Source organism: Pseudoalteromonas sp. Scap06, from assembly GCF_013394165.1.
Classification (GTDB): domain Bacteria; phylum Pseudomonadota; class Gammaproteobacteria; order Enterobacterales; family Alteromonadaceae; genus Pseudoalteromonas.
In genome coordinates, this window is record NZ_CP041330.1 from 462954 (window position 1) to 487748 (window position 24795).

22 protein-coding genes and 1 pseudogene are annotated in these 24795 nt (G+C 35.6%); 22 read left to right on the top strand and 1 reads right to left on the bottom strand.

The genetic code is table 11. The features are described from left to right. Positions 1-123 precede the first annotated feature (123 nt). The 16 genes and pseudogenes from FLM47_RS18965 to FLM47_RS02240 all read left to right on the top strand — a co-directional run. Positions 124-177 (top strand): annotated as a pseudogene (locus FLM47_RS18965) (hypothetical protein); the annotation flags it as partial. 167 nt (positions 178-344) lie between these two features. Then, the gene (locus FLM47_RS02170; protein WP_218651583.1) at positions 345-1541 is read left to right on the top strand and encodes a type II secretion system F family protein; all 1197 of its coding nucleotides are present in this window, start codon (positions 345-347) and stop codon (positions 1539-1541) included. After that, positions 1541-1969 (top strand): prepilin-type N-terminal cleavage/methylation domain-containing protein, encoded by a 429-nt coding sequence (locus tag FLM47_RS02175; RefSeq protein WP_198522502.1) that lies wholly within the window; start codon positions 1541-1543, stop codon positions 1967-1969. The genes FLM47_RS02170 and FLM47_RS02175 overlap by 1 nt, the downstream gene beginning before the upstream one ends. Position 1970: 1 nt before the next feature. Beyond that, positions 1971-2402 (top strand): prepilin-type N-terminal cleavage/methylation domain-containing protein, encoded by a 432-nt coding sequence (locus FLM47_RS02180; protein WP_178954870.1) that lies wholly within the window; start codon positions 1971-1973, stop codon positions 2400-2402. 1 nt (position 2403) lies between these two features. Beyond that, positions 2404-3087 carry a prepilin-type N-terminal cleavage/methylation domain-containing protein gene (locus FLM47_RS02185; RefSeq protein ID WP_178954872.1) on the top strand — a complete coding sequence of 228 codons (684 nt, stop codon included), beginning with the start codon at positions 2404-2406 and terminating at the stop codon, positions 3085-3087. Next, entirely contained in the window at positions 3084-3983 is a 900-nt protein-coding gene (locus tag FLM47_RS02190) for a general secretion pathway protein GspK (RefSeq protein ID WP_178954881.1), read from the top strand. The genes FLM47_RS02185 and FLM47_RS02190 overlap by 4 nt, the downstream gene beginning before the upstream one ends. A 5-nt stretch (positions 3984-3988) precedes the next feature. After that, entirely contained in the window at positions 3989-5137 is a 1149-nt protein-coding gene (locus FLM47_RS02195; RefSeq protein ID WP_178954883.1) for a hypothetical protein, read from the top strand. Further along, the gene (locus tag FLM47_RS02200) at positions 5130-5702 is read left to right on the top strand and encodes a hypothetical protein (RefSeq protein ID WP_178954885.1); all 573 of its coding nucleotides are present in this window, start codon (positions 5130-5132) and stop codon (positions 5700-5702) included. The genes FLM47_RS02195 and FLM47_RS02200 overlap by 8 nt, the downstream gene beginning before the upstream one ends. Continuing rightward, positions 5692-6270: a hypothetical protein gene (locus tag FLM47_RS02205; protein ID WP_178954887.1), complete on the top strand. Its 579-nt coding sequence runs from the start codon at positions 5692-5694 to the stop codon at positions 6268-6270. Before FLM47_RS02200 ends, FLM47_RS02205 begins: the two co-directional genes overlap by 11 nt. Positions 6271-6279: 9 nt before the next feature. Further along, a complete protein-coding gene (locus FLM47_RS02210; protein WP_178954889.1) occupies positions 6280-8349 on the top strand; it encodes a secretin N-terminal domain-containing protein in 2070 nt (689 codons plus the stop codon). Between the two features lie 579 nt (positions 8350-8928). Then, the gene (locus FLM47_RS02215; protein WP_178954891.1) at positions 8929-10614 is read left to right on the top strand and encodes a hypothetical protein; all 1686 of its coding nucleotides are present in this window, start codon (positions 8929-8931) and stop codon (positions 10612-10614) included. Between the two features lie 74 nt (positions 10615-10688). Beyond that, positions 10689-12590, top strand: coding sequence for a lipopolysaccharide assembly protein LapB (locus FLM47_RS02220; RefSeq protein WP_178954893.1), 1902 nt, complete (start codon positions 10689-10691; stop codon positions 12588-12590). Between the two features lie 128 nt (positions 12591-12718). After that, positions 12719-13600, top strand: a complete 882-nt coding sequence (locus FLM47_RS02225) for a glycosyltransferase family A protein (protein WP_178954894.1) — start codon at positions 12719-12721, stop codon at positions 13598-13600. Then, entirely contained in the window at positions 13601-14248 is a 648-nt protein-coding gene (locus FLM47_RS02230) for a sulfotransferase family 2 domain-containing protein (protein WP_178954896.1), read from the top strand. It begins immediately after the preceding gene. Continuing rightward, positions 14238-15494: a lipopolysaccharide biosynthesis protein gene (locus FLM47_RS02235; RefSeq protein WP_178954898.1), complete on the top strand. Its 1257-nt coding sequence runs from the start codon at positions 14238-14240 to the stop codon at positions 15492-15494. The genes FLM47_RS02230 and FLM47_RS02235 overlap by 11 nt, the downstream gene beginning before the upstream one ends. Continuing rightward, a complete protein-coding gene (locus FLM47_RS02240; RefSeq protein WP_178954900.1) occupies positions 15484-16149 on the top strand; it encodes a sulfotransferase family 2 domain-containing protein in 666 nt (221 codons plus the stop codon). Before FLM47_RS02235 ends, FLM47_RS02240 begins: the two co-directional genes overlap by 11 nt. On the opposite strand, the gene FLM47_RS02245 is transcribed toward FLM47_RS02240, so the two are convergent. After that, the gene (locus FLM47_RS02245; RefSeq protein ID WP_178954902.1) at positions 16123-17229 is read right to left on the bottom strand and encodes an acyltransferase; all 1107 of its coding nucleotides are present in this window, start codon (positions 17227-17229) and stop codon (positions 16123-16125) included. The two genes, FLM47_RS02240 and FLM47_RS02245, sit on opposite strands and share 27 nt — an antisense overlap. 449 nt (positions 17230-17678) lie before the next feature. On the opposite strand from FLM47_RS02245, the gene wecA reads away from it, so the two are divergent. Genes wecA through FLM47_RS02275 form a run of 6 tightly spaced genes read left to right on the top strand, consistent with a single transcriptional unit; the run spans position 17679 to position 24790 of the window. Beyond that, positions 17679-18737 carry a UDP-N-acetylglucosamine--undecaprenyl-phosphate N-acetylglucosaminephosphotransferase gene (wecA, locus tag FLM47_RS02250; protein WP_178954904.1) on the top strand — a complete coding sequence of 353 codons (1059 nt, stop codon included), beginning with the start codon at positions 17679-17681 and terminating at the stop codon, positions 18735-18737. Positions 18738-18752: 15 nt separating this feature from the next. Further along, positions 18753-19493 carry a WecB/TagA/CpsF family glycosyltransferase gene (locus FLM47_RS02255; RefSeq protein WP_178954906.1) on the top strand — a complete coding sequence of 247 codons (741 nt, stop codon included), beginning with the start codon at positions 18753-18755 and terminating at the stop codon, positions 19491-19493. Then, on the top strand, positions 19494-20543 hold the full coding sequence (locus FLM47_RS02260) for a glycosyltransferase family 4 protein (protein WP_178954908.1): 1050 nt from the start codon (positions 19494-19496) through the stop codon (positions 20541-20543). Continuing rightward, positions 20540-22588, top strand: a complete 2049-nt coding sequence (locus tag FLM47_RS02265; RefSeq protein ID WP_178954910.1) for a glycosyltransferase — start codon at positions 20540-20542, stop codon at positions 22586-22588. The genes FLM47_RS02260 and FLM47_RS02265 overlap by 4 nt, the downstream gene beginning before the upstream one ends. Before the next feature lie 32 nt (positions 22589-22620). Continuing rightward, complete coding sequence (locus tag FLM47_RS02270) at positions 22621-23589, top strand: hypothetical protein (protein WP_178954912.1); 969 nt, start codon at positions 22621-22623, stop codon at positions 23587-23589. Further along, on the top strand, positions 23582-24790 hold the full coding sequence (locus FLM47_RS02275) for a hypothetical protein (protein ID WP_178954914.1): 1209 nt from the start codon (positions 23582-23584) through the stop codon (positions 24788-24790). Before FLM47_RS02270 ends, FLM47_RS02275 begins: the two co-directional genes overlap by 8 nt. The last annotated feature ends 5 nt before the right edge of the window (positions 24791-24795 follow it).

Genomic DNA, 24795 nt, shown 5'->3' on the forward strand with positions numbered 1-24795 from the left:
TATGCTCCCATTGCTCTGAGCCAGAAGAAGATTCAACATTATTAATCGAGAAGTATAAGCTTAAGGACTTCATAAAACGTTTTGGTATTAAAGCTATAAACTTGCAAAAAGGCAAAGGATGTCAGCACTGCTCTTTCACAGGTTATAAAGGACGGATGGCAGTTACTGAATATTTAGCGTGTGATGATACTATTAAATCCATCCCTAAAGATTCTGATTTTATAAATAAAGCAAAAAAGCATAATAATGATATGCAACGTAGAACATTGATTGAAGATGGCCTTTACAAAGCTGTATTAGGGCAAACAACGATTGCTGAAGTTTTACGGGTGGCAGGCTAAATTATGCTTTTTAAATACAAAGCTTACGACCACTCAGGTGCAAAAAGTGAAGGGGAAACTGAAGCTGATAGCAAGCAAGCAGCTATTACAGCAATTCAAGCAATGGGGTTATTTCCTTCTCATGTAGAAGAAGTAAAAGCAGATGCAATCTCATTATTTAAGAGCAATGCAATTACGCTTGCTGATCTTGAGTTTTTAACTGCAGAACTTAGCCTTTTGCTTGAATCAGGAGTTCGTATAGATAAAGGGATTGATATTATCAGGCGAACTAAAGCTAAAGCATCTTTGGCTAAGTTACTCGATGATTTAAATAAAAAGATAAAAAAGGGTAATAGCTTATCATCTGCTTGTCGAGATTACCCTGAAGTATTTGATGAGTTGTACTGTAACTTAATTGAGCTCGGTGAAGCATCAGGTAATCTGAGTGAAGTGTTTGCCGACTTAGCAAAAGACTTAAAATTTAAAAGAGATCTGCGCAGTAAAATCATAGGCTCACTCACTTATCCAATCGTAATTTTTGCGGTTTGTATAATGAGCGTAGTGTTTATATTTAACTTTATTATACCGAAAATGGCGAGCATGTTTGCAGGGGCTGATGACCTGCCTTGGTATACATCGTTTATGCTTAGTATGAGTGACTGGATGGTCCAATACCAAGGCTTTTTATTTGTGGGCCTCATACTATCTATATTTCTTTGCATTTATTCATTAAAACAACCAAGAATACTTCGGTGGTGGCAAGGGGTATCTTTAAAGTTACCCATTATTTCAAATGCTGTTATAACTATCGAGAGAATCCGCTTCAATAGCGGCTTATCTATGATGCTTAAGTCGGGTATCCCTATAGACAAAGCCCTAGGGCTTTCGGCAGGTAATATTCGTAACTATCATTTGCGCAGAGAGATTGAAATCGCAAAACAAAAAGTAAAAAGAGGTAGTTCACTTTCACCAGCTTTACAGCAAACATCTATATATCCAGCTTTTTTTGTTTCATTACTCGAGGTTGGTGAAGAGTCAGGAAATCTTGAAAGAGTATTTGAAGAAATAGCCAATCGCTCAAGGGTGGACTTTGAAAGTTGGACCGAAAAAATGACTACATTATTAGAACCTTTAATGATACTCATCATGGGGGGGATTGTAGGCGGTGTTGTTGTAATTATGCTACTTAGCATGGTTTCTATGAATGATGTTGGATTATAGTGTTTAAAATTAAAGGTTTTACATTAATCGAACTCATGGTTGTAATGGCTGTAGTCGCACTCCTGGTCGGCTTAGTGGGGCCATTGACTATGCAGCAGCTAGACAAAGCACAAGCTAAGGCTGAGTTACTAAATTTAAAAAGAGAGTTAGTAGCAGTAAGTCAAAGAGCTTTTTTTTCAGATATGCAATTAACGGCTAAATTAGCAGGAAAAGAGCTTAGTGTGTTTTCTGAAGATAACCAAACAATCATTTATAACAAAAACTTTGACTACCTTTTTTTTCAACCGCAAGAGATCGTGTTTAATAATATTGGTTTTGTCTCCTTGACTTCTATAAATGCAAACTACCGAGACGAGCCTTTAACTATAAATTTAAACGACTTAATAAATAAACCTTACGCATTTAACCAAAATAATGTGGGCTTCTGACATGCAGTACACAAAGAAACAGTCAGGATTTACGCTTATAGAAGTGCTTGTCGCGAGTGTTATATTATTTTCATCAATTGCTATTGTAGGTGTTGTTTATAAAGGGGTATTGGTTTCAACAGTAAAAGCAGAAAAGCATATGCATTTAACGAGTGTTGTCTCTACGGCTGTTGATAAAATAGAAAGAAAATTAAAAACCATCGGTAATAGCGCTCAACAGGAAGATTCTGGGACTTTTGTTCTTCTAGGTGTTACAGCAAATTGGCATGCAGTACTTGTGCAAAGTAAGTCACCCCCTGATTTATTTGATCCTGACTCAGGCAAATCTGTACAAATTGAGAAAAAATATAATCTCTGGCGAGTCGAGCTAAAGCTTAATTATAAAGGAACATCGCAAGTTTATAACTTTTCAGGATTAAACTGGAGTGATTAAAGTGCAATCGAAAGGTTTTACACTTATAGAGTTGTTAATTACCATTTCTATTTTAAGTGCCTTAATTTTTACCGGCACCTTCAGCTATCAAATGTTAGCTAATCGATGGCAAGAAGAAGTGGGTACTTATAATAAAACGCTTGCAAATAGTAAGGGAATTTCATTACTTTCCAGAATACTGCATGGTGTAGCCCCGTATATTATTATTGATGAAAGAGAAAATAAAAGGCCAGGTCTGCTTTTTGTTGGCAATGAAAATAAGCTTTTTGGAGTGACGCAACAAGGGTTGTTTTCTGGTAAATACCCTGAAATTTTTAGGTTAACATTAGAGCAACAAGAAAATAAAAAGTATAATTTAATTTACCAGTCAGTCAGTACTAAAAACCAGTCTATTTTTACTACTCAGCAAGAAATCGCATTTGAACATAACTACTTGCTACTTGAAAACATAGATGAACTTGTCTTTTCCTACCGAGGTTGGGATAACTTGCCCTCTATGTCCATACAAAAAGAAGCACAAGAGCAACCAAAAGTAACAAATGAATACTCAGGCATTAATAAGCAGTTGTTACCTTTAAATATAATGACTACGTTAACAATTAACTCAGAAACAATGATGATCGAGGTTGACTCTGGCAGAGATTCGCTGCAGCATACCACCCTATATTTAGGAAATAACTCATGAATCAAGCCGCAGGTATCGCGCTGATTCAAGTGCTACTGATTACTGCATTATTGTCGGTGTTTGCTCTATTTTTGAATCAAGGAGCATCTAGGCATATTCACCTTTCTATGCTTGCTCAACAAAGAGCTGAGGCTGAAATATTATTGCACTCAGCTAAAAATGAGCTGTTATATACATTGTTAACTGAGTCTCTGTTATACCCTGCAATTGGTAGTAGCGAGAGCATTTCGCAAACCGCGAGTAGAGCAATACAGGACAAATGGAATTTTCATAACCAGGCATTTCCATTGTCAGAAAATGTAAAAATAAAAATTCAAGATCAATCCGCATTACTGAATGTAAACTTTTTTCCAAGCGCTCGTTTAGTCAAACTATTAACATCTTCTGGAGCCTCTCCCAAAAGAGCAAAGCAAATAACGGACACCTTGCTAGATTGGCTTGATGCTGATAACATCCCTCGAGAACTAGGCAATGATAGCTTTATGTCAAGTAATATCCGAAACGGCAAAATAGTTGATATAACAGAGATAGAAAAAGCGCTTGTTTTAACCGAAGATGAAAAAAAAGTACTATATAGTAACTTGAGTGTTTTCTCGCGGGGCGATTTAAATATTATGTCTGCTAGTAAAGAGCTTATAGCCTCTATGAGTACACTAGAAAAGGCAGAGTTTGTTACCCAGTTACGCGAGCAAGGTAAATTAAATATTGGTGACTTTAAAGAATATACCGGCATTGAATATCAAGACGGTATAAGGTTTGCATCTTCGAATAGACTTGGTGTTCAGCTGCTTATAAACTATAAAAATATTTCACTGAGTAAAAACTTTGTATTAAAAATTTCTCCTTATGCAAAAAACAAGACTCCCCCCTACGACTTACTGTTAGAGCGCAACTAATCATTATGTTTTTAAATGTTAACTCAATAAAACAGCGGATACGCGGTTTATTAAAATCCTTATGGCGTTTTGTTGGCTACTATGACGGAAATTTTTATCAGTTTGTTTACACTGAACAAGAAGGTCTTACTTTAGAGCCGATTAAAAATAAGAAGAAGCCTAAAATATTGATCATTTCATGTGGCAGCTATGCAGAGGAGCATATGTCACTCCCAGTGGTAGATAAAAAAGAGCTACGACAACTACTAAAGCTTCAAACCGAAGTTAACCAAGCTACTTTAGTGTGCGAAATTCAATCTGATAAAAGCATAGTGAATCGCTGGCAGTTACCTGATTTTAAATACCATCCTTTTTTCATAATTCCTGAGTCAGTTTTAATTACTAAAAAGTGCCGAGAGAGTGAAGCGTTAGTAGTTGAGGAAGGGGTTAATTCGACTATTTTTGCTTTAATTGGCAAAGTAACATATAGCGGCCAATTGAAAGGAGTGATTAATACAGCTAAACGCTTCGCTATGTCGGTGGGCATGCAATTAGAAACAACAACAACGCTCAGTCAAAAAGGCAAACTAGCACGTTTTGAAAGTGGCATTAAACAATTAACTTTTAAAGAGCTAGTTGCGTTCACCTCACTTAAAGCTAAAGCGGATAAAAGTAAACTTTTAGTCAGTCTTTCATTACCAGCTGTCGCTATTGTTAGTGCTTATCTACTGGTTAGCTCATTGTTTTTAATATTAAAAACAGAATACCTAGATTATCAAACCTCTACTATCGAACAGCAGCTAGGCGAACTCCTGAGGTTACAATCTGAAGTTGAAGAGCAGCAGGCAAGCTACCTTTCCTATATTGAGATACTTAACAATCAAACTGATTATACAGGGCTGCTAGTGTCACTTATCCCAGTTTTTGAACAAGTTAGGTTAACAAGCGTTATTTATGAAAATGGTCGTTATATCGTAAGGGGTGAAATTGAAAAAGCATCTGACTTCTTAGATTTAATTGCCGCAGAACCAAATGTTGATGATGCTAAATTTGATTTCGCAGTCATAAAAAGTAGAGCAAGAGAGCGCTTTGTTATTAGCTTTAAACTCGCTGAAAAATTAATAATACCTGAAAATGAAGAACCTACCTTAGAGGAGCCAGAACAAAATGGCTGAGTTAAAAAAGCATGCGCTCGCTTTATACCTTATAGGTGTACTTATTTTACTAAAATTTATACTTGTGCCTGTTATTGATTGGCAAGACAGTGTAATAGCAGAGCATCAACTTAAACAAAGAAAGCTAAGCAAAGCTAATACGTTACTTAACAACAAAGCAACGTTGCAAGAGCAAGCCGCTAATTTAGAAGAAAAACTGCTAAATGTCGCCCCGTATTTTTATTCTTGGCAAGAAGAGAGTGTATTTAAACGCGAACAACAACAAATAATTGAAACAGAGCTTGCAAAGTTTGACCTACGTAGTAAGCGAATTGGTTGGAAAGAGAGTTTTCCCACTGATGGGCAAAAAGTGATTAAATATAATATTGAATATTCATTTGAGGGTAGCGGTTATCAAGTTATAAATTACTTAGTCGCATTAAAAAAACATCAATATTTAACTGATACACCACAAACAAACTTCTCATTTCGTGGGCAAGGTGCGGGCAAGCTAGGTATTATCTCAGTATTCCTAAGTCGTAATTATTATATGCAACTAGAGGGGAGTAACCTAGATGATAAATAAACATGACCTCTTATTAAGGGTAAAAGAGCCTGTTATTATCGCCAGTGTTGTAGTTGCACTGATGTGGATTGTAAATGATTTATCAGTACGTATTATTAAGCCTATTTCTAATAAAGCTGAGATTAATGAAGTTTCAATAGAGCAAGCAAAGGTTAAAAATAATATTACAGCCCAAGAGGGCGCTAAGTTAATAGCCTTGTATGACGTTTATAAACCCAATGCCACAGAAGACACTGCAGCCTCAGAACCTGAAGGTTTAACCAAGGAGCAGCAACTAAGGCAAAGTGGCTTATTAACCGAGGTATTTATTGATAACAACAAGCTGACTTTAAAAGCGATTATTCAATTGCAGCAAACAAATAAAAAAGTGGCACTTATTGATGTGATGAATATTAAAGAACAGCAGCATGAACTAAAACGCTTTGACGATCAAAATCAAGTGTACGGTTATACACTCGAAGTATTAAATAATACCCAAGTAAAACTAACTGCTCAACATGAGCAGCAAACGCAAGAAATTATATTATCTATGTTTAAAGACATTGCGCCTGCAACTAAGAGTCAATAAAGGTTTATTATGAAAAATGTTCACTTTTCAAGCCTGTGTGTAGTAACCAGCTTTGCTTTGGTTGCATGTACAACAACGAATCAAGAAATTCAATCCAACGTTTTCGAGCCAAAAACGTCATACTTAAAAACGAATGATAAAGTAGTCACTGTTGAAAATGCAGAATTAGTTGACGGCAAGAAAAAACAACAACTACAACAGCAAAGTGGTCGGTTTAATTATGTTGAAGGATTTAAAACACCAGAACAAAAAGCGCAGGTTACTGACGATGTGATAGAGCAGTTTAGTGATAAGCGTGAATTAAAAATAGCCTCTGATGGGCTTACGCTTCAAGATTACCTGCACCAAGTGTTAGGTGAACAACTTGCAGTGAGCTATATACTGGCTGATGATATAAAAAATGATACGCAAACGGTTACTTTAAATATTCAACAATCATTAACTGAACGTAAGTTATACCTTTTAACTGAAAAGCTATTAGATGAGCGCGGTTATACAGTGCGTTTTAGTGATAATATTTTTTACATCCATAAAAAAGATAATAACACCGGTAATAAAGACGTTACCTATGGGTACGGTAATAAAGTATCAGATATTCCGCAAACATCTGGCGAAATCGTGCAGATGGTGCCTTATGAGTATGGCCTGCAAATGTCTATGAGTAACACCTTAAGACAAATGATAGGGGTTAAGTCATCAACTGATACCGATCGTAATAGCATTAATGTTTTTGGTAAACGTAATGAAATAATAAAGGCATTAGAGCTAATACAATTACTTGATCGCCCATCGCTTGTTAATCGTCGAATTGGTATTTATGAATCCACTTACGTCAATGGTATGGAGCTGCTTGATAAGCTGACTGAGTTATTAAAGCAAGAGGGCATTAAGTTTGGTACAGGTAGCGATACCTCAAGCGCGGTAACTGCAGTTAACATTGAAAAGCAGGGTAAAATAGTTTTTTTTGCTAACAGTGAAGCGCTAATAGAGCGCGCAGTATACTGGGCAAAACAAATAGATAAACCCATAGACAGCGCCGAAAAGCAGTACTTTATTTATCAGCCACAATACTCTCGCGCTCTAGATATGGGGGAAAGTTTAGAGGCGTTAATTGGTGGCGGTAGTGCTCGTTTAAGTAACACCACCTCAGCCTCTAGTGAAAACAGTAACACACCAAGACGCAGAGGGGCATTAAGTGCCAGCTCAGATGATTTAAAAATGGTGATTGATGAGCGCTCAAACTCGGTGATATTTTTTACCACCGGCGAAAAGTATCAACAGTTATTACCACTCGTTAAACGCTTAGATATTTTACCAAAGCAAATTATGCTAGAAGTGGTCATTGCTGAAGTATCGCTTACTGACGAATTTAAACGCGGCGTTGAATTTGCTTTAAAAAGCAAAGGTCGTTATAGCGCCTCAACCTCGGGTGCCTTTATGGGTGATACAGGAACATTTGGAGGCTTAACCTACGCACTAACCAGCGGGGTAGACGCTCTAAATATTAGTTTATTTCAAAGTAACTCGTTAGTACGCATACTTTCGCGTCCTTCATTAGTGGTGCGAGACGGCGTGAATGCCAATATTAGTATAGGCACTGATATTCCTATTGTTGGCTCAACCACCAGTGCACCGCTTGACGATGCAGGCAGGCAAACCACCACGATTGAATACCGTAAAACGGGTGTGCAACTCGGTGTTACCCCCACAGTGAACGCCCAAGGGATAGTACTGATGGAAATAGACCAAAAAATCTCTAACCAAGTTAAAAATGGCTCTACGTTATCGGGTAACCCAAGTGTATTTGAGCGCACGATAAAAACTGAGGTCGTGGCACAAAGTGGCGAAACCATTATTTTAGGCGGTTTAATTAGCGAAAACAGAACCACACAAGATTCATCAGTGCCGTTTTTTTCAAGCATTCCAATTTTAGGTGAGTTATTTAAAGCCGATACTATTGATGGCGATAAAACAGAGTTAGTATTAATGGTCACCCCTCGGGTGATTGAAAACGCATCAGAGTGGGATGATTTAAAACAGCAATTTGAATCGTCATTTAGTAACTTAAAAATTAACTAGTTAAACTTAGGTTTACTTGGCCAAGTTTATTATTGGTTTTATATAGTTAAACACAATAATTGGCTCGTTTAAAAGTATGGTTTTTTGTAGCAAAGCTAGTTTTTTTTGCTCAACTACCTTATATTGCAAAGGTTAATAACGCCATAACGTAGTGCACCATTAACGTTAGTTAATGTTAGTCATAAATTTGTCATGTGCTTTTTATACTATGTGCGCTTTATGCATTATAAATGCCTTTAATTAGCTGAAAAAATAGCCTATTTTTTATGGTTTTAATTAAGCTGAAAAGGTTGATTAGTTTAAAAAAGTTAAGTACACTCGTTTGGCGTTAACAAGTTTGTTAATTGCATGTTGTTCAATTTGTATCATTTAAACTAGTTTGTTTAAGGGAATACCTTTTGATTGCAAATTGAACAGTCAAACAATTACTAGTTGACATTAAAGGGTTAATATCTATACGCTTTAATTGTTTGGCTGTTGCTTAGGCGACGGCCTAAGTAAAATAAAAATATGTGGGTTAGCAGTTAACAAATTAATAAACTGTTATCCCAGTTTCATGAAACTTAAGGAAATGAAATTATGTTTAAGAAAACTCTACTAGCATTAGCTGTAGCTGGTGTATCTATCACTGCTACTGCTGCAACAGTTAAAACTGGCGTATCTGCTGATGCTACAACTGCTGCTGATGCTGCAACCGCTCTTGTTAAGCGCATTGGTGATAAAAAGTCAGGCCTTGGTGTTGATAATGTTTTTGGTGGTGCTACTGATGATAACTGTGAACAGTTAGCCACTGAATATAGTGCTACAGTAATCGAAACAGCAACTATTACTACAGGTAGTGATCACACTGCTACGTTTGGTACTGCTACTAAAGGTAACACAAATAATGTTGTTGAATATACAGCAGCTAAAGCTTGTACAGTTTATTTAGCGGCTGAAACGTCTTCAGCTACTACTAAAGACGGTGTTGAGTACTCAACAGTTAAAGCTATCGAAATCAAGCCAGTAGTTGTTGCTGGTATTGGTGGTTACAAAGACGAAGATACACTAACATTCAAAATCTCTGGTGCTAAATTAGATACTTCTAAAACAGTTTCTCCTCAGATTGTTGTTGATACACTAGGTACTTCAACAGGTAACGTTACATTCGACGTGCTAGATATCGAAGAAGACCAAGTTCGTTTCACTGTTCAAGGTGCTAACGCTCAAAACGATTTCGTACGTGGCGGTGCTGCATTACAACTAAGTGGTTTATTCTTAGACTCTACTGGTCTTAGCAACTCTACTTCAGTAACAATTAACTCATTTGCTACTAACACATCTGGTACTCAGTTTGACGTAGCAAAAGCTGCTGTAATTACTACGCTTGTACCACAGTACTCAGCTGAAGTAACTACTGCTTTTGACGCTGACATCGATGTTGGTAAAGATCGTCAAGAATTTGCTAACGGCACTGGCGATACACTTACTCTTAAAGTAGAGAAAAACACAGATAACCTAGAGCTAGTACCGGCTACTGCTACTTACGTTATTGCTGGTGATTTCTCTTGGATGCTTGATGATGACATCGATGCAAACGAAGATGGTAAATTATCTTCTACTGAAATCGGTTCAGCTGTAGCATACGCTGGTACTAACGATACTGTAGCTAGTTACGCACTTAACTCTACTAATACTGAGTTAACAGTTAAAACTACTGTAGTTGCTCCTGTTGATGCTGCTCCTGCATTCACTTTCACAGTACCTGGTTACGACCAAGGTAAACTTGAAAACGTAATGATTCCAGTACAGTCTTTCACAGCTAAAGTAGACGTGTTAAGCGACAAGTCTATCGGTAGCGGTGCAGCTAACATGCCAGCTCTAGCTGCATCTTCAGCAGGTGCTTGGGAACTTAACGGTTCAGTAGTAGTACTACCATACATTCCGTTTGGTCCTAACACGCAACCAATCTTACGCCACACAAATGCGGGAACTCGCGTTGGTGATGTAAGCATGCGTTACATGATCGAAGGCGAAGACGTAACTTGGAAAGCACTTCCAGCTGCTAGCTTAAAAGATGTTAAACCAGGTGTTCGTAACATCCTTTCACTTGTAACTGACGCGCTTAAAGCTGAAGGCTACGATGCATCTGCAACTGGCTTTAAAGCAGCAATCGAAGTTGTTACTAACGTTCCTTCACGTGACGTTCACGTGTTTGCAGGCGCTAAAGTAGATAGCTCTGATTCTTCACGCATCAACTTAGGTTCTTACAAAACTAACAACTAATATTAGTTGTATTTTGTAAATAAAAAGCGGGCTTATGCCCGCTTTTTTTATGTTAATAAATAATAGGTTTTAATATGGCCATCGACTTAATTAATGATTTAATCACTAAAAAAAAATATAAAAAAGCGCAGCAATTAATTAAAAAACACCTTAAACAACACGGTGAGTCATTGGAATTATTGGAGCTAGAAGCCCATTGCTGCTTTTATTTAAAGCAACTTAAACAAAGTGTGATTATTTATAAAAAGCTACTTAATTACTCTGTAAGCAATGCAACAAGAGTTGGTTTTTTAAATAACTTAGCTGTTACTTATAATCAGTTAAAGCAGCCAGATTTAATCCTCGATACCTACAAACAATCAATTAATTTAGACCCAAGTGCAAACAATGCTTTTGCCCGTGAGCAATACTGCATAACGGCAATTCAAAATAACCAGCCAAGCGACGTACTTGACTATATTGACCCTTTGCTGAGTCTTGCCGATTACTCAGATAATGCGCATATAATGAAACTAGACGCCGCAATACAGGTAGGTAATATTCAAGCAGTTGAAAGTACATTAAAAAAACTACAACTAATACTTAGTAGTTTTAAAGATACACATGTCACCTTGTTAATGAATGTGCTTAAAAAGCATGGCTATAATGAGCAATTAAAGACCTTGTTAGTGGCAAATAAGGCGCGGTTTGCTGCTATGCCTTGGTATGATGAGCTGATGAGTGAGCAGCCAAAAACCACGACAGAACGAGTTACCCCCCAGCGTGAAAACTATCGCGTTGAAGGAAGTAATAAAATACTAGTAAAGCAAATAAACAAGTTAATCAATACCAATGAACAAGCAGGGGCATTTTTTAGCCCGCTAATTGATATTGTGGCAAACGAACATGGTTTATCGATTAAAACCCCTTATCCGGTAATTAAAAATACCCCCTTAATTAATATACCGCTTACCTGTATGCCATTATTGTGTGATTATGATTTAACGGTAAATAATAATAACCTATTGTGTAAGCCACACAATCAACAATGCAATTCTGCTGCTAATGATACTATGGCACTAATGGTAGACATTTATAATCAAACTAATAAGTTAAAAGAGTGGCAGCAAAGCTCAGTGTTTTTTAGCTTGGCAAATCATCCAGAACTTTTGAGTAGTTTGGTGGCGGGGAAAAAACATGTATTTAAAATAATGAATTTTTATAAGCTACAGCTTGAAAATAAAAAAGATAAGTTATTGTTAGACAGCTTTCTTGGCGCACGGATATTTGGCTATAAAAAAGAACAATTAGCGCGTCAAAATATTAAAGTAGAAGGCGATTCTGAAGCTGGGCTATTATCGGTAATCGATTTTATTAACCATCGTTTAGCTTCAAGTTACTATCAAGATAGCAGTCAAGGAATAGGTATTAGCTCACCAGCAGGACAAGGTGAAAATGATGAGTTATTCGTACAATACAACTATTTTGATCCGCTAAGTACGCTATTAATTTATGGCTTTGTTGATTTGAGCTCACCTTTTTTGTTTAGCGTACCTGTTAACATGCAATTGGCCGATGGGCGGGAAGCGCAGGTTTTGGGTAATAACCCGTTTGGCAATGAGACGGTGTCTGCTAGCGCAAAACATTTGGCCAAATATGTCCCTAACATTATAAAAATAGACAAAGGCATTACACTTGATAGTTTATCTATCCCTGATTTAACGAATATAAACCAATTACGAGACGTGCTTACAACGGTTGTGAAAAGTGTCGCTTTAAATGATAACTTAACAGACTCTGCGTTAATGGCTGAAGTGTACTCACTTGAAAAGCAACTGTTACAACTAAACTTAAAATATTGGCACCATTTAGAACAGTTGTTTAATCAGCAAGATAACGTGCCCGTAATAGCAACTGAGCAGCTTGAGTCATTGATTGGTTTTGCTAAAAAACACATTAGCCAATACGCAAATCATTTTGGTACTGCTTTGTTTTAATAAACAAGTCCCTGTAAATGGCTGTGTTTGTATAAAAAAGCACTGCCTTTTATTTGCGGCTATTTAGTTTTACAAACTGTATTGCTAAAGAGTTTTTGGTAAAATATTGATTTTAGTTGGATAAAAAAGTGTGGCAACGAGTTAAATATTGGCTTTTTTCCAAGCGCTATTTAAAACAGCGGGTAGCGTTTTTACATCAGCAGCTTTTAATAAGCCAACAGCGTTTACTGGCTCAGCAAGGTCTTACGCTCAACGCTGAAAATGGTGAGGCTGAGAGTATTGATTGCGTTGTGTCACTAACCAGTTATGGCAAGCGTATAGCAACGCTGCATTACACGTTATACAGTCTATTAAACCAAACAGTTAAACCACAGCAAATTATAGTATGGTTAGCCCATGGCGAAGTACTAACCGCTGAACTAAAAAAACTAGAATCATATATTACATTTAACTGGTGTGAGGATTTGCGCTCTTACAAAAAGCTGATTCCTAGTTTACGTTTGCAGTTGGGTGTACCCATTATTACTTTTGACGACGATATTATTTACCCCGTTAATCAAATTGAGCAACTTTACAAACAACATTTAGTTTACCCAAGCGCTATTATTTGCCACAGAGCCCATAAGGTTACGTTTGACTCTACTGGCCATATTGCTCCTTATTCGCAATGGCAGTTTGATAGCAATGAGAAACTACCTAGTTATTTACTGATGCCTATTGGCATAGGGGGAGTGCTGTACCCTGAAAATTGCTTTGCCGAAGAAGTAACTAATACCGAACTATGCATGGCACTATGCCCAACGGCAGATGATATTTGGTTTAAATTTATGACGCTTAAAAAAGGCATAAAAATAAAACTGGTTGCAAACCCTACGCCTTATAAAGATTATTTGCATGTTGTAGGCACACAAGCACACAGTTTATGGCTACATAATAAAACAGCCAATGATGCTCAATTAGCTAACGTGGTTGGCTTTGATGAAACTCTTTTGGCTAAGTTGAGGCAGTAAATGACCATTTTAAAGCGTTTATTAAAGCGCTTCCCTTTTTGCGTGTATCCTTATAAACCTTATATGCACAAATATAAGTGTATTTTTATTCATATTCCCAAAAATGCGGGCTCAAGTGTTATGAAAGCCTTAGGCGATAGTGGCGGGCGCTTTCATGTGGAATCGGGGTATTACAATGAGGTGAATGACTACTTTTATAAAAAGTATCACCGCTTTGCCATTGTAAGGCATCCGTTAGAGCGATTATTTTCAGCTTATAAGTACAGCTTGCAAGGTGGTAATGGCTCACAAAGTGATAAGTTATTAGCAGATAAAATTAAAAGTAATAGCCATGACTTTGCCAGCTTTGTCGATGTATTATTAGATATGCACTTTATAATGCAGCACAAATTGTTTAAGCCGCAGTACTTATTTGTATGCAAAAGCGATTTAGCCTTAAATATAGATACCGTTTTACATTTTGAAAAGCTAGCTGAGCAGTGGCCTGCTTTTGCTAAAAAGCATAATTTGCCAAACAGTTTAGAATTTATTAACCGCTCTGAAAAAGTGAGCTTACCTATATTAACAAGCGCTCAGTATAAAAAGATTAACCAATTATATTATTTTGATTTTGAGCTCTTTGGCTATACCCCAATTGATGTTAATTAAATCATTAAGTGCATTTATTGCCGGCTCTTTTTCTATTAAGTTACTTACTGCACTTTCCAGTTTGGGGGTATTTGCGCTTTTTGCACAACAACTTGGCGTTAACGAATTTGGTTTGCTTGTTTTGTGCCTGAGTATGTCGTTGTTAATGTCGGGCTTGGCAAAGTTAGGCTTAGAAAATTTAATTGTTCGTTTTGGCGCACAGTTTAATGATTTAGATTTGGGTAGGCTATACGTATTAAGTCATGTAATCGCTTTATCAAGCTGCGGCTTATTAACGGTATTGGTTTTATCTTTTGATACACAGATAGCTTTGTGGTTTTCTGTCGAAAGGTTAAATGACTTATTGCCCTTAATCTGTATGCAAACCTTACTGTTAGCATTGCAAAGCATTAATTCGTCAGTTTTAAATTCACGACACAAAATTATTCATAGTGTTTGTTTTTCTGGTTTTATTAGTAACCTGCTAATTTTATTAACCGCGCTATTTTTCAAGCCAGATACAGCATTACATGCGTTTAAAATAGTACTTGGTTGTACAGCTGTTAGTTTAATTTTTTCCTACGTGGCCTCTCTCTTTTATTGCACACCAAGCTTTGATGGCCTAAAAACGCTTCCGCTTAAAAAATTAAGAAAGGCGAATAAGCATTATTTTGTCATTGCATTTTCAGCATTGCTAACACAGCAGCTGGCTAATTTATTGGTTGCTAAATACGCTAGCTTGGCTGATGTTGCAATGCTATCCATTGCTTTGAAAGTGGCGGTACTGTTTAGTTACCCTTTACAGGCTGTTAATGCGGTATGTAGCCCATACTATGCTCGCTTTTTTAGTGCGGGTAAGTTTTATAATATCAAGCAGTTAGCAAGAGAAACACGTATTTTACTAACCGTTATAGCGACGGCTGGAATACTCGTTGTTTATTTTTGTATTGATATTATGCTTTCACTAATAGGTGAAGAGTATGTACAAGCTGCTACGTATATAAAAATATTAGCCATTGGCCAATGGGTTAATTTAAGTTGTGGCTCAGCGGTTGTTATTTTATTAATGACAGGGCATGAGAGAATACACCAATATCAAAATTTATTTATAACCATTTTATTTTTATTAATGTTGTGGGTATTTACGCCTATTTATGGTGGTATTGCTGCGGCGTGCCTTGTTGCAGCTTCAATGATTGCGAAAAACCTAGTGAGTTTATTCGTTGTTTATAAACGAGTATTTAAGATGAGTGCCGATGATTTCTAAATTTGATAAATGTTTATTTGTTCATATTCCAAAAGTAGCAGGGCAAAGTATTGAAAGTGTGTTTTTAAAGCGTGCTGGGTTTGAGTGGCATGAACGTGCTCCATTCTTACTTAAGGCTAATACTAATAAAGAGTTAGGCCCTCCTAGGCTGGCCCATTTAACAGCAAATGAATATGTTGAACTCGGATATTTAACTGAGGAGCGCTTTTCTGAATTATATCGGTTTAGTTTTGTGCGCAATCCTTGGGAGCGCATTTTGTCTGAATATAAATACAGAGGCTATAAGTGCTCTTTTAAAGACTTTTTATTAAAGTCTTTCCCAACCGAGAAAGATGATAATTATGCCTCTGGTGATGATCTGTACAGGCATGTGATACCGCAGGCTGAGTTTGTTTGTAATCGTCAAGGAGAGCTTTTAGTCGATTTTATTGGTCGTTTTGAGACGCTATCAAGTGACTTTGCTAAAGTGAGTAAGGCAATTACCGGCAGCCCTCTTGCTCTGCCTCATAAAAATAAAACAACATCAAAATTTAAAAGTGTTTTTCAGCCTAAAGCTAAATACTATACGGACTATTATTGTGATATTACCGAGCGTTTTGTAGAGCGTTATTATGCGCAAGATATAGAGCTATTTAACTACTCTTTTGGCGCTTAGTTTTTGTTGAAATGGCTGCTCTATAAACTTATAGGTAATAGCTGAAATTAAGCATGTGATTAATATTATTGCTGTATTTAAAAAGGGTGCAGCAGATGTGTTGTATATATCGGCTAAAGGGGTATTGATTGGTAATCCTTTTTTTGCAAAAAAGTACTGCCATATATTTATAATGATATTAATGACTAAGAAGTGGGTAAGGTATATTGAGTAGGATATTTTACCTAAATATTGCATAGTTTTTGTTTTAAGGAGCGTTGAAATTACTCCGTTTGATGCGCTAAAGTAATAAATGCTTAATGTAAAAACTAAAAATGTAGTTAGTTGGCCTAGTTTATATTTTGCTAAAATGGTTATGCAGCTTATTACTGCTAATAATAATACGACCTCTATTATCGCAACCTTAAGCTTTGAACTGTAATTTAGCTCGGTTTTCTCTTTAATAATAAATACACTAACACCAAGAAAAAATCCTCCAATAGCTCTTATAAACCCTAGATCAAATGTTCTTAAAAGTGTGATGGGTTTAAGGATATAAAGCGTTGTATATGCAAGAACAATTAAAAAAATTGACCACTGCAGTAAATTTTTGACTCTTATGCTCTTTGCGACTACAAAAAAAAGTAAATAAGTATAAAATTCAGCGCCTATGCTCCAAGATGGGGCATTCCATGTTAGTTGGTCATCTAAATTATGTGCGTTGAGGAGTAATAAATTAAGAATAAAAGAAGTGAAATCGTTATTTATAAAAGGGTCTGTATTTCCCAAGTTGAATTGAGTATAAAGTAAGTGTTTTAGAGAGAGAAACATTAACCAGGCTAATAATAACGTTAAGTGTAACGGGTAAATACGAGCAAAACGATTTTGCATATAGGTTTTAAAGTTTAAACTATCGATTTTACTTTTGTATGCATGGGCAATGACAAACCCCGATAGTATAAAGAAAAAATCAACGAAAATGTCGCTATTAGATATAAACGTTGTTTTGTATCCGTAAAAAAAGGGGGAGTGGAATAATAAAACCAATAATGCAGCCAACCCTCGAAATGCATCTAAGTTAGTATATCTTTGCTTTTCCACTGGTATCCTTGTTGTAAATCTGATTAAGCTTTTTTGCAATATAAATTGATAATTCAATTTCCTCCTATTCTAATTTAAAACTGAAATTAATAGTAGTGGACTTTGGTTTGCTAAGTATTAATTAAAACTTTCAAGTTTAAAAGGGGTTAGCTAATCTAGTGCTTATAAGTTACTTTTTAGATAAAAAATTAATGATTCATATAAATTGATATAATCCTAATCAATTTATATTAGGTATAGCTTTTTTGTAATTTAGTAATAAAAAGTGTGTTTTTTTGTTTTCACTCATTCATCCTTATGAATTTGTTGGTATTTTTGCTTGTTTTTGAATTTCTAATACTTATACAAAGCTATTTTTATTTATGTCTTAATCAACTATAATACATCGCCTGTTTGCTAGGTTATTATAAAAATGTGTCAAAAGCCCATGTATAAAAGGTTGAAAAATTGTGATTATAAATAATTTAGGGTTGTTTTTATGCTCATTTTTGAGCCTCTTTATTTTTAGGAAAATTGCAATTTTTATCAACCTAGTTGATGAGCCTAACTCTCGAAAGCACCACGCAGGTTCTGTTCCTTTGGTTGGTGGGTTGGCGGTTTTTGTTGTTGTTTTTTCTTATTTATTTGTCTTTCCCGAAACAATTTCCTCTTCAATGCTTTACTTAATTTGTGCGAGTATTTTGCTATTCATTGGTGTATTAGACGATTTATACGATATTAGTTTTAGATTTCGTTTGATCTTACAGATTGTTATATCCGCATTAATGATGTGTTTTGGCGGGTTAATTTTCAATGATATTGGTGCCTTGTTCGGTGGCACAAGCATTAACTTGTCTTATTTTGGTTACATTATGACTGTTATTGTCGTTGTTGGCGCTATTAATGCCTTCAATATGGTCGATGGTATTGATGGGCTGCTTGGGGCTTTGGCAACAATAACATTTACCTCGTTGGGTATTTTATTTTATTTTAATGGTCAAAATGAATTAATGGCCTTTTGTGCTGCCATTGTAGTGGCAACTGTTCCTTATATTTTAATGAACTTAGGCATCCCTTTAGGGCAGCGTTTTAAAATTTTTATGGGTGACGCAGGAAGCACAGTCATTGGTTTTACTGTTGTTTGGTTGTTACTTGAAGGGTCTCAATCTCAAGAGAAAAGTGCATTTAGTCCTGTAACGGCACTGTGGTTAGCCGCTGTTCCTATAATAGACGCAATTTCTACCATTACTCGTAGGATCAAAAAAGGTCAGTCACCCTTTAAGCCTGATAGAGAGCATCTACATCATATTTTACTTAGACTGGGTTTTTCCAGCAGACAAGCTTTAGTTGTGATTTGCTTTATATCGACGGTGTTTGCAACGGTAGGTATTGTAACCGACATTTATAATGTACCTGACTACATTATGTTTTATTCATTTCTTTTGTGCACAATTATGTATTACTTTTTTATGCTAAGAATTTGGCGTATTAGTGTACATATTCGTCGTTTTTTTGGTACAAACCGCTAGAGTATTTGATGTTTTATGGAAGAAAGTAGTGTAGTAAATCAAATTTCCCCTATTCAGATAGGCGGTGTGAATATTTTACCATTTGAATCAATGGAGCATGTCTTAACAACCATCTTTTCAGATGATGGCCTTATAAAGCCAGGTATGGCTGTTGCTGTAAATCCAGAAAAAGTACTTAAGGCTATTGATGATAGTGAAACAAAAAAAATTATTAATGAAGCGCAATTTCCATATGCAGATGGCATTGGCGTTGTAAAAGCTTTACAACAAAAAACAGGTAAAAAACTGTGTCGTATAGCCGGTTGTGAGTTATGGCTTGAGGTATTAAAACGCTCATCTCAGTTTAACTCTAGGGTTTTGTTAGTTGGTGCGAAACCTGAAGTGGTTGAAAAAACGAATGCTTATCTAACTACTAATGGAGTAAATGTAGTAGGTTATATGAGTGGATACTTTAAAAGCACGCAAGAAGTATTTGATTTGGCTAGTTCTGTTAAGCCAGATATTGTTATTGCTGCTTTGGGTTCACCCAAACAAGAAAAGCTAATAAAAATGCTGATGCTAGAATACCCAAATACTTTTTTTATGGGGGTAGGCGGAAGCTTTGACGTACTTGCTGGTAACGTTAATAGGGCACCTAAAGGTTGGCAAAAGCTAAATTTAGAATGGCTATATAGAATGCTCAAAGAGCCAAGAAGAATATTTAGACAAGCCAAGTTGCTTAAATTCCTACAATTGTATTTGTTGAAGAAGCTCTAAATGAAAGTGCTTATTTTATCTAACATGTCTTTTAAACAGTCGGCTCCTATGCAAGGTGTTTTTGTTGATAACCAAGTTGATAGGTTGAACAAAAAAGACTTAGACTTAGATTATTGTAAAATGAAATGGAATACAGATAGCTTTTTGTGTAGGGCTTTAAAGTATCCTGCTTTTCTAATGCAGTTTATTTTTCAATGTGTGCTTCGTTTTAAATGTTATGACGTGATTCACGTTCATTATTACTTTCCTACTATTATACTTGCCGCCGTTTATAAGTTTTTTCGTAATCGCGATGTTAAAATAATTGTTACCTGCCATGGGAGTGATATTTATTTATATGATCCTCCTCGTTATTTATATCGAACGCTATCTAATGTAGTTAACCATTGGATTTTCACCTCTGAACAATTACATAAAAAGTTTTATCGCCCAGTAAGCTCTTATTCAATACTATGTGCAGGTTACAACGATAACATTTTTTATACTAAAAATAAGCAATTGGCAAAGAAGTATGATTTTCTTCAGGTTTGTAGTTTAGATAAAAATAAAGGTATAGATCGCTTTCTATCTTTAGTTGCAATGATGCCTGAGCAGCAGTTTGCATTAGTTGGTGAAGGGCCTATGAAACAGGAGGTGCTCGCCGCCCAAGCGCAATTTTCAAACTTTAGCTATCTTGGAAAAAAAAATCCTGAAGAGTTAGTCGATATCATCTATCAAGCGAAATTCATACTCTCCTTATCAAGAAATGAATCTTTTGGTTTAACACTTAGTGAGGCCCAAGCCTGCGGTATACCAGTAATTGCAACCTCTACAGATGGATCAAAAGCCCAAATCGATGATGTTAGCCGTTTCATTGAACAAAAGAATATCTCAGAAGAGCAGCTTTTAGCTAACCTCAAGGATTCAATGACTTTTAACTTAGAGCTCCCATCAAAACAGTATGATTATTTAAGTGTTACTGTTAGCAAAAAAGCTGAATCATTCTCTTTGACACGTGTTATTGAGCAAATTGTTACTATTTACAATGCAGCATTTAAAGGTAACTTATGATTAAAGAGAGCCTGAGTGTTGGTATTTATATGCCAACCAAAAACCGCGTTGAGCTATTAAAAAAAGCGGTTAGTTCTGTACTGTCGCAAACATACCCTAATTTTAAGTTACTTATTATTGATGATGGTTCAAGTGATGGAACACACGAATATTTGAAGACGATTTCAGATCCTAGAGTCTCATTTATTCGAAACGAAATTTCAGAAAAAGCATGTAAAGCACGAAATAAAGCCATTAAAGCACTTGATACAGATTTAGTAACAGGGCTAGATGATGATGACGTGTTTTTACCTGAGCGTTTAGAATGTTTAGTAAAAGCTTATGACCCTAAGTATTCTTTTGTTTGCAGTGGTTATTTTTGGGATTATGGAGCCCATAAAAAGTCTTTATTTAATAAAGAAAAGGTAATCTCTTTGTCTGCTGCACTCGATCTTAATCAGTGCTCAAATCAGATTTTAGTAAGTCGTGAGCGTGTGCTTGAGGTGGGAGGGTTTGACCCTGACCTGCCAGCATTGCAAGATCATGACTTATGGGTTCGATTAATCGCTAAATATGGCGATGCTTATAGAATAGGTAAAGAGCTATACATAGTTAACGATGATCAAGAACTTGAAAGAATCTCTTCAGTTAATAATAAGCTGCGCGCAATTGACCTGTTTGAAGCTAAACATAAAAAAATAATGAGTGTGCGAAATAAGGAAAACTTTGCTTTTTATCGTAAAAAGATAATGGGTGAAAAAGTGTCTTTTATGGAGCTACTTAGCTCAAGTAAGCATGGTTTATTTACCATTAAGGCAAGGCATACCTTAGCGCAATCATTATCAAAGTTAGCCAAATATCGTTTGGATTATATGCATAATAAGAAAGTTGACCAACCACTGGTTAACTGGTTATTAAATGTATTCGTTCCTTTATTGGCTACGGGTGGGCCAGGGGCATCTCGCGTTATTTTATTGTCATCCTGTATTTATTTTTTAGGTGCTATGGATACAGCTTCGTTTGGTAGCGATTTTTTTATCTTAATGCTGCTAAATACGATGTTTAGCCAAAGCTTTGGGTTTTTTATTTTAAAGCAAGACTATAGAGACTCTTTTACGAGTATATCTAAACAATCGTTAAGTGGATTGATTTGTGGGTTATGTATTCTAAGTGGTTTATTTTGGATGGGTGTCATAACCAATCTGCTCTACTGCATACCACTATTTGTTGTATTGCATTTTTATTACCTATTTAGATTTAACCGTGTTGCAAAACAAGGTTTTTTTCTACTCGCTATGGCTGAGTGCTTAATATCTATTATTTGTTTAGTGGCACCTGTTCTTATAAGTAGTGATTCAAGTGTTAAGTTTGATGCACCCTACATTATTTACTTAGTCGCTCTGTTATCAGGTTTGTTTTTTATTGCTCTTTTCGATTGGCAAAGCCTAAAAGCAAAAGCAACGGAAAAAATCCCAAATAGAAAAGTATTTAATATTGCAATATCAACCACTGCCAGTGTTTTTGCTTTATTTTGTTTTCCTTATACAGCAAAACTAATTTTTGAACCTGAGGTTGCGTCATATGTGGCTTTAACTATTTCATGTTTTTCTATAGCTATGCTAATTCCAAGGACTCAAGCTAATAAAAATATGCCTTTATTGGGAAGCCATAATCTTTCTCTTGATAATATAGTCATAGTAAATAATAAATATTGCAAGTTGATTTTAGTAAGCTGCTTGGCTAGCTCAGTTATTTCGTTTATGTATCTTTATATATTGGGTGCTCCCAAGGTGACAGCATTTATGGCATCAATTGCAATTACATCTATTTTTATATCTTCACAGTATGGCTTTATTTTTCTAACGTCTTTAAGCTTGCGTGGAAAAGAAGATATTGTTGCTAAGCTCAACCTGCTAGTATTGGGCGCAACGCTGATAGCAATTAGTTTATTGGTATTTAAAGTTGTGAATTTAAACTCAATTGCCTATTTGTTGCCATTTATTTGTATTGTATTCGCCTATAGAAATATGAGAGCAAAACAAGCTGTGGCACAATTCATACCATAGGTGTATTAAATAATGATTAAGAGTAGTGTGTAATGACAGATGTCAAAATTAATGTTGAAAAAGCTAAAGATAACCTTTCTGTAGGAAAGCTTGTGAATAGTAAAAATAGTGATTTTTTTGCGTTTGTTGATTTAATCAAACAAAATTTTTTAAGTGTTTTGATTATAACATTTGTATTTGGGTTGGGCTCTATTGCTTATTCATTAAGCTTATCTAATGAATACCGTTCGTTTTCAAAAATTGCTGCGGTTAGTGAAGATAAAACCTCAGGTTTAGGGGCTTTAGCTAGTCAGTTTGGTGGTTTAGCGAGTATGGCAGGTGTTTCCATCGGTGGTGGTGGAGATGTTAACGTTATTACAGAAACATTAGAATCTCGGGATTTCATTAAGCTCTTTATCGACCAACAAAAAATTGCTGTTCCATTATTTGCCGCCAAAGACTGGGATAGAGAGACTAACACGTTAATTATTGACGAGGATATTTACGATGAGTCAAATAAGAAGTGGGTCAGAGAGGTAGAACCCTACCAATCACAAAAACCTTCATCAGAAGAGCTATTTTTAAAGTTCAAAGAGGTAATGAGTTTTTCTAAAAATAAGAAAACTGATTTGTTAACTATATCAATTACTTTCTATTCACCAGAAATCTCTAAGCAATGGGTAGAATCTTTATTAGTAACTTTAAGTGAATACCTTCGTAATAAAGAGCGTTTGGATGCTGAACAAAGTATTGAATTTATAGAAAGTCAATATACTAATTTAAATAATAGTGAATTAAGAGTGACATTATCTCAGCTGCTTCAAGAGCAATATCAAAAATTAACCCTAGTTAATATAAAAAAGAATTTTGGTTTTGAAGTTAGGGATAGTGCATTTTTGCCAGAGGAAAAATCTGGGCCCAAAAGAGTACTTATTGTTCTAGGAATTACTTTCATAGGTGGAGTAATTGCATTGTTTTTTATTTTCTTTAAAACATATTTAAGAATGCGCACTAATGATTGAAAAGTGTTCAGCATTAGCAGTAATGCTCGTTTTAATTTTTACTATGATCAAACAAAACAGGTTGGTGCAAGTTTACGTATCCTGCTTTGCCGTTTATTTCTTCTTGGGCTGGGTTTTTGCTAAACATGTTGGCCTATGGCAATTAACTTTTTATTCGCTTTCGGTAGTATCACTGCTGACAGGTGTGATTCTAAGTCGCTTATTTATTTCGATAAATGAAAATCAAAACCAACCGCAACGAGAATCTATTCATATTCCGTCAGAGGGTGTGAGCTTTAACCCTATAGTAAACTTTACGCTTATACTGCTTGTTGTTGTTTCATTAGTGAGCTATGTAGTACTTATCGTTATGCATGGTGTACCTGTTTTAAATATTTCTGACAGAAAAGATGTGTCAGGTTTTTTTACATATCTAATCGGTCTTATTTGGATTTTATATCCATTTATGTATGTGTGGCTTTCTAAAAAAAAACTGCTGTACTTTACCGCTCTTGCCAGTATCATCATGTTAACTATGGGTTATAGAACTCCTTTAGTAGTTACTATTTTGATGTTTGTTTTTCTAAATGTAAAATACAACCGATTCTATATTTCTAAAAAAACAAAGGCATTTGGTTCTATTATACTCTTATCAATAATGACCTTATATCCTTTACTCCGATTTCAAGATGATCCTGAAGCTATCATTAAACTTTTAGCCAATTTAGACATGCCTCCAGAGCTATTTATTTTTGCACCATTTATTTTAGTCTTTGCCGAGGGTTCTATTGTTATAAAAGGTATAAACGCTATTTTACCCGATATCGGGCTTCAATATGGTCAGTTCACTCTAGCTGGATTCTCGACAATATTACCAGGGGAGCAAACTCATAGTAGGACTTTGTTGTCTTATTGGTTAGGACGTACAAACTGGCAAGAGTCTACAACTACCTCCTCGATATTGGGTCAATTTTATTTAGAATTTGGAACATATGGTGCGTACATTCTAAGTTTTTTTGTTGGTGTATTTATTACATTAGGAAGTCATCGTTTCTTGACTCGAAATAGGCCTATTGAGAGTGCTCCATTTTTAATTTGTTTTATACTGTTAACAATATCTATACACACAGGTATGCTAGACCCTTTAGTGTTGTATGTGTTGTTTATATATATAACAATGATAATTATAAAAAAAATGGGCGATGTGATTTTTAAAAAATAAGGATT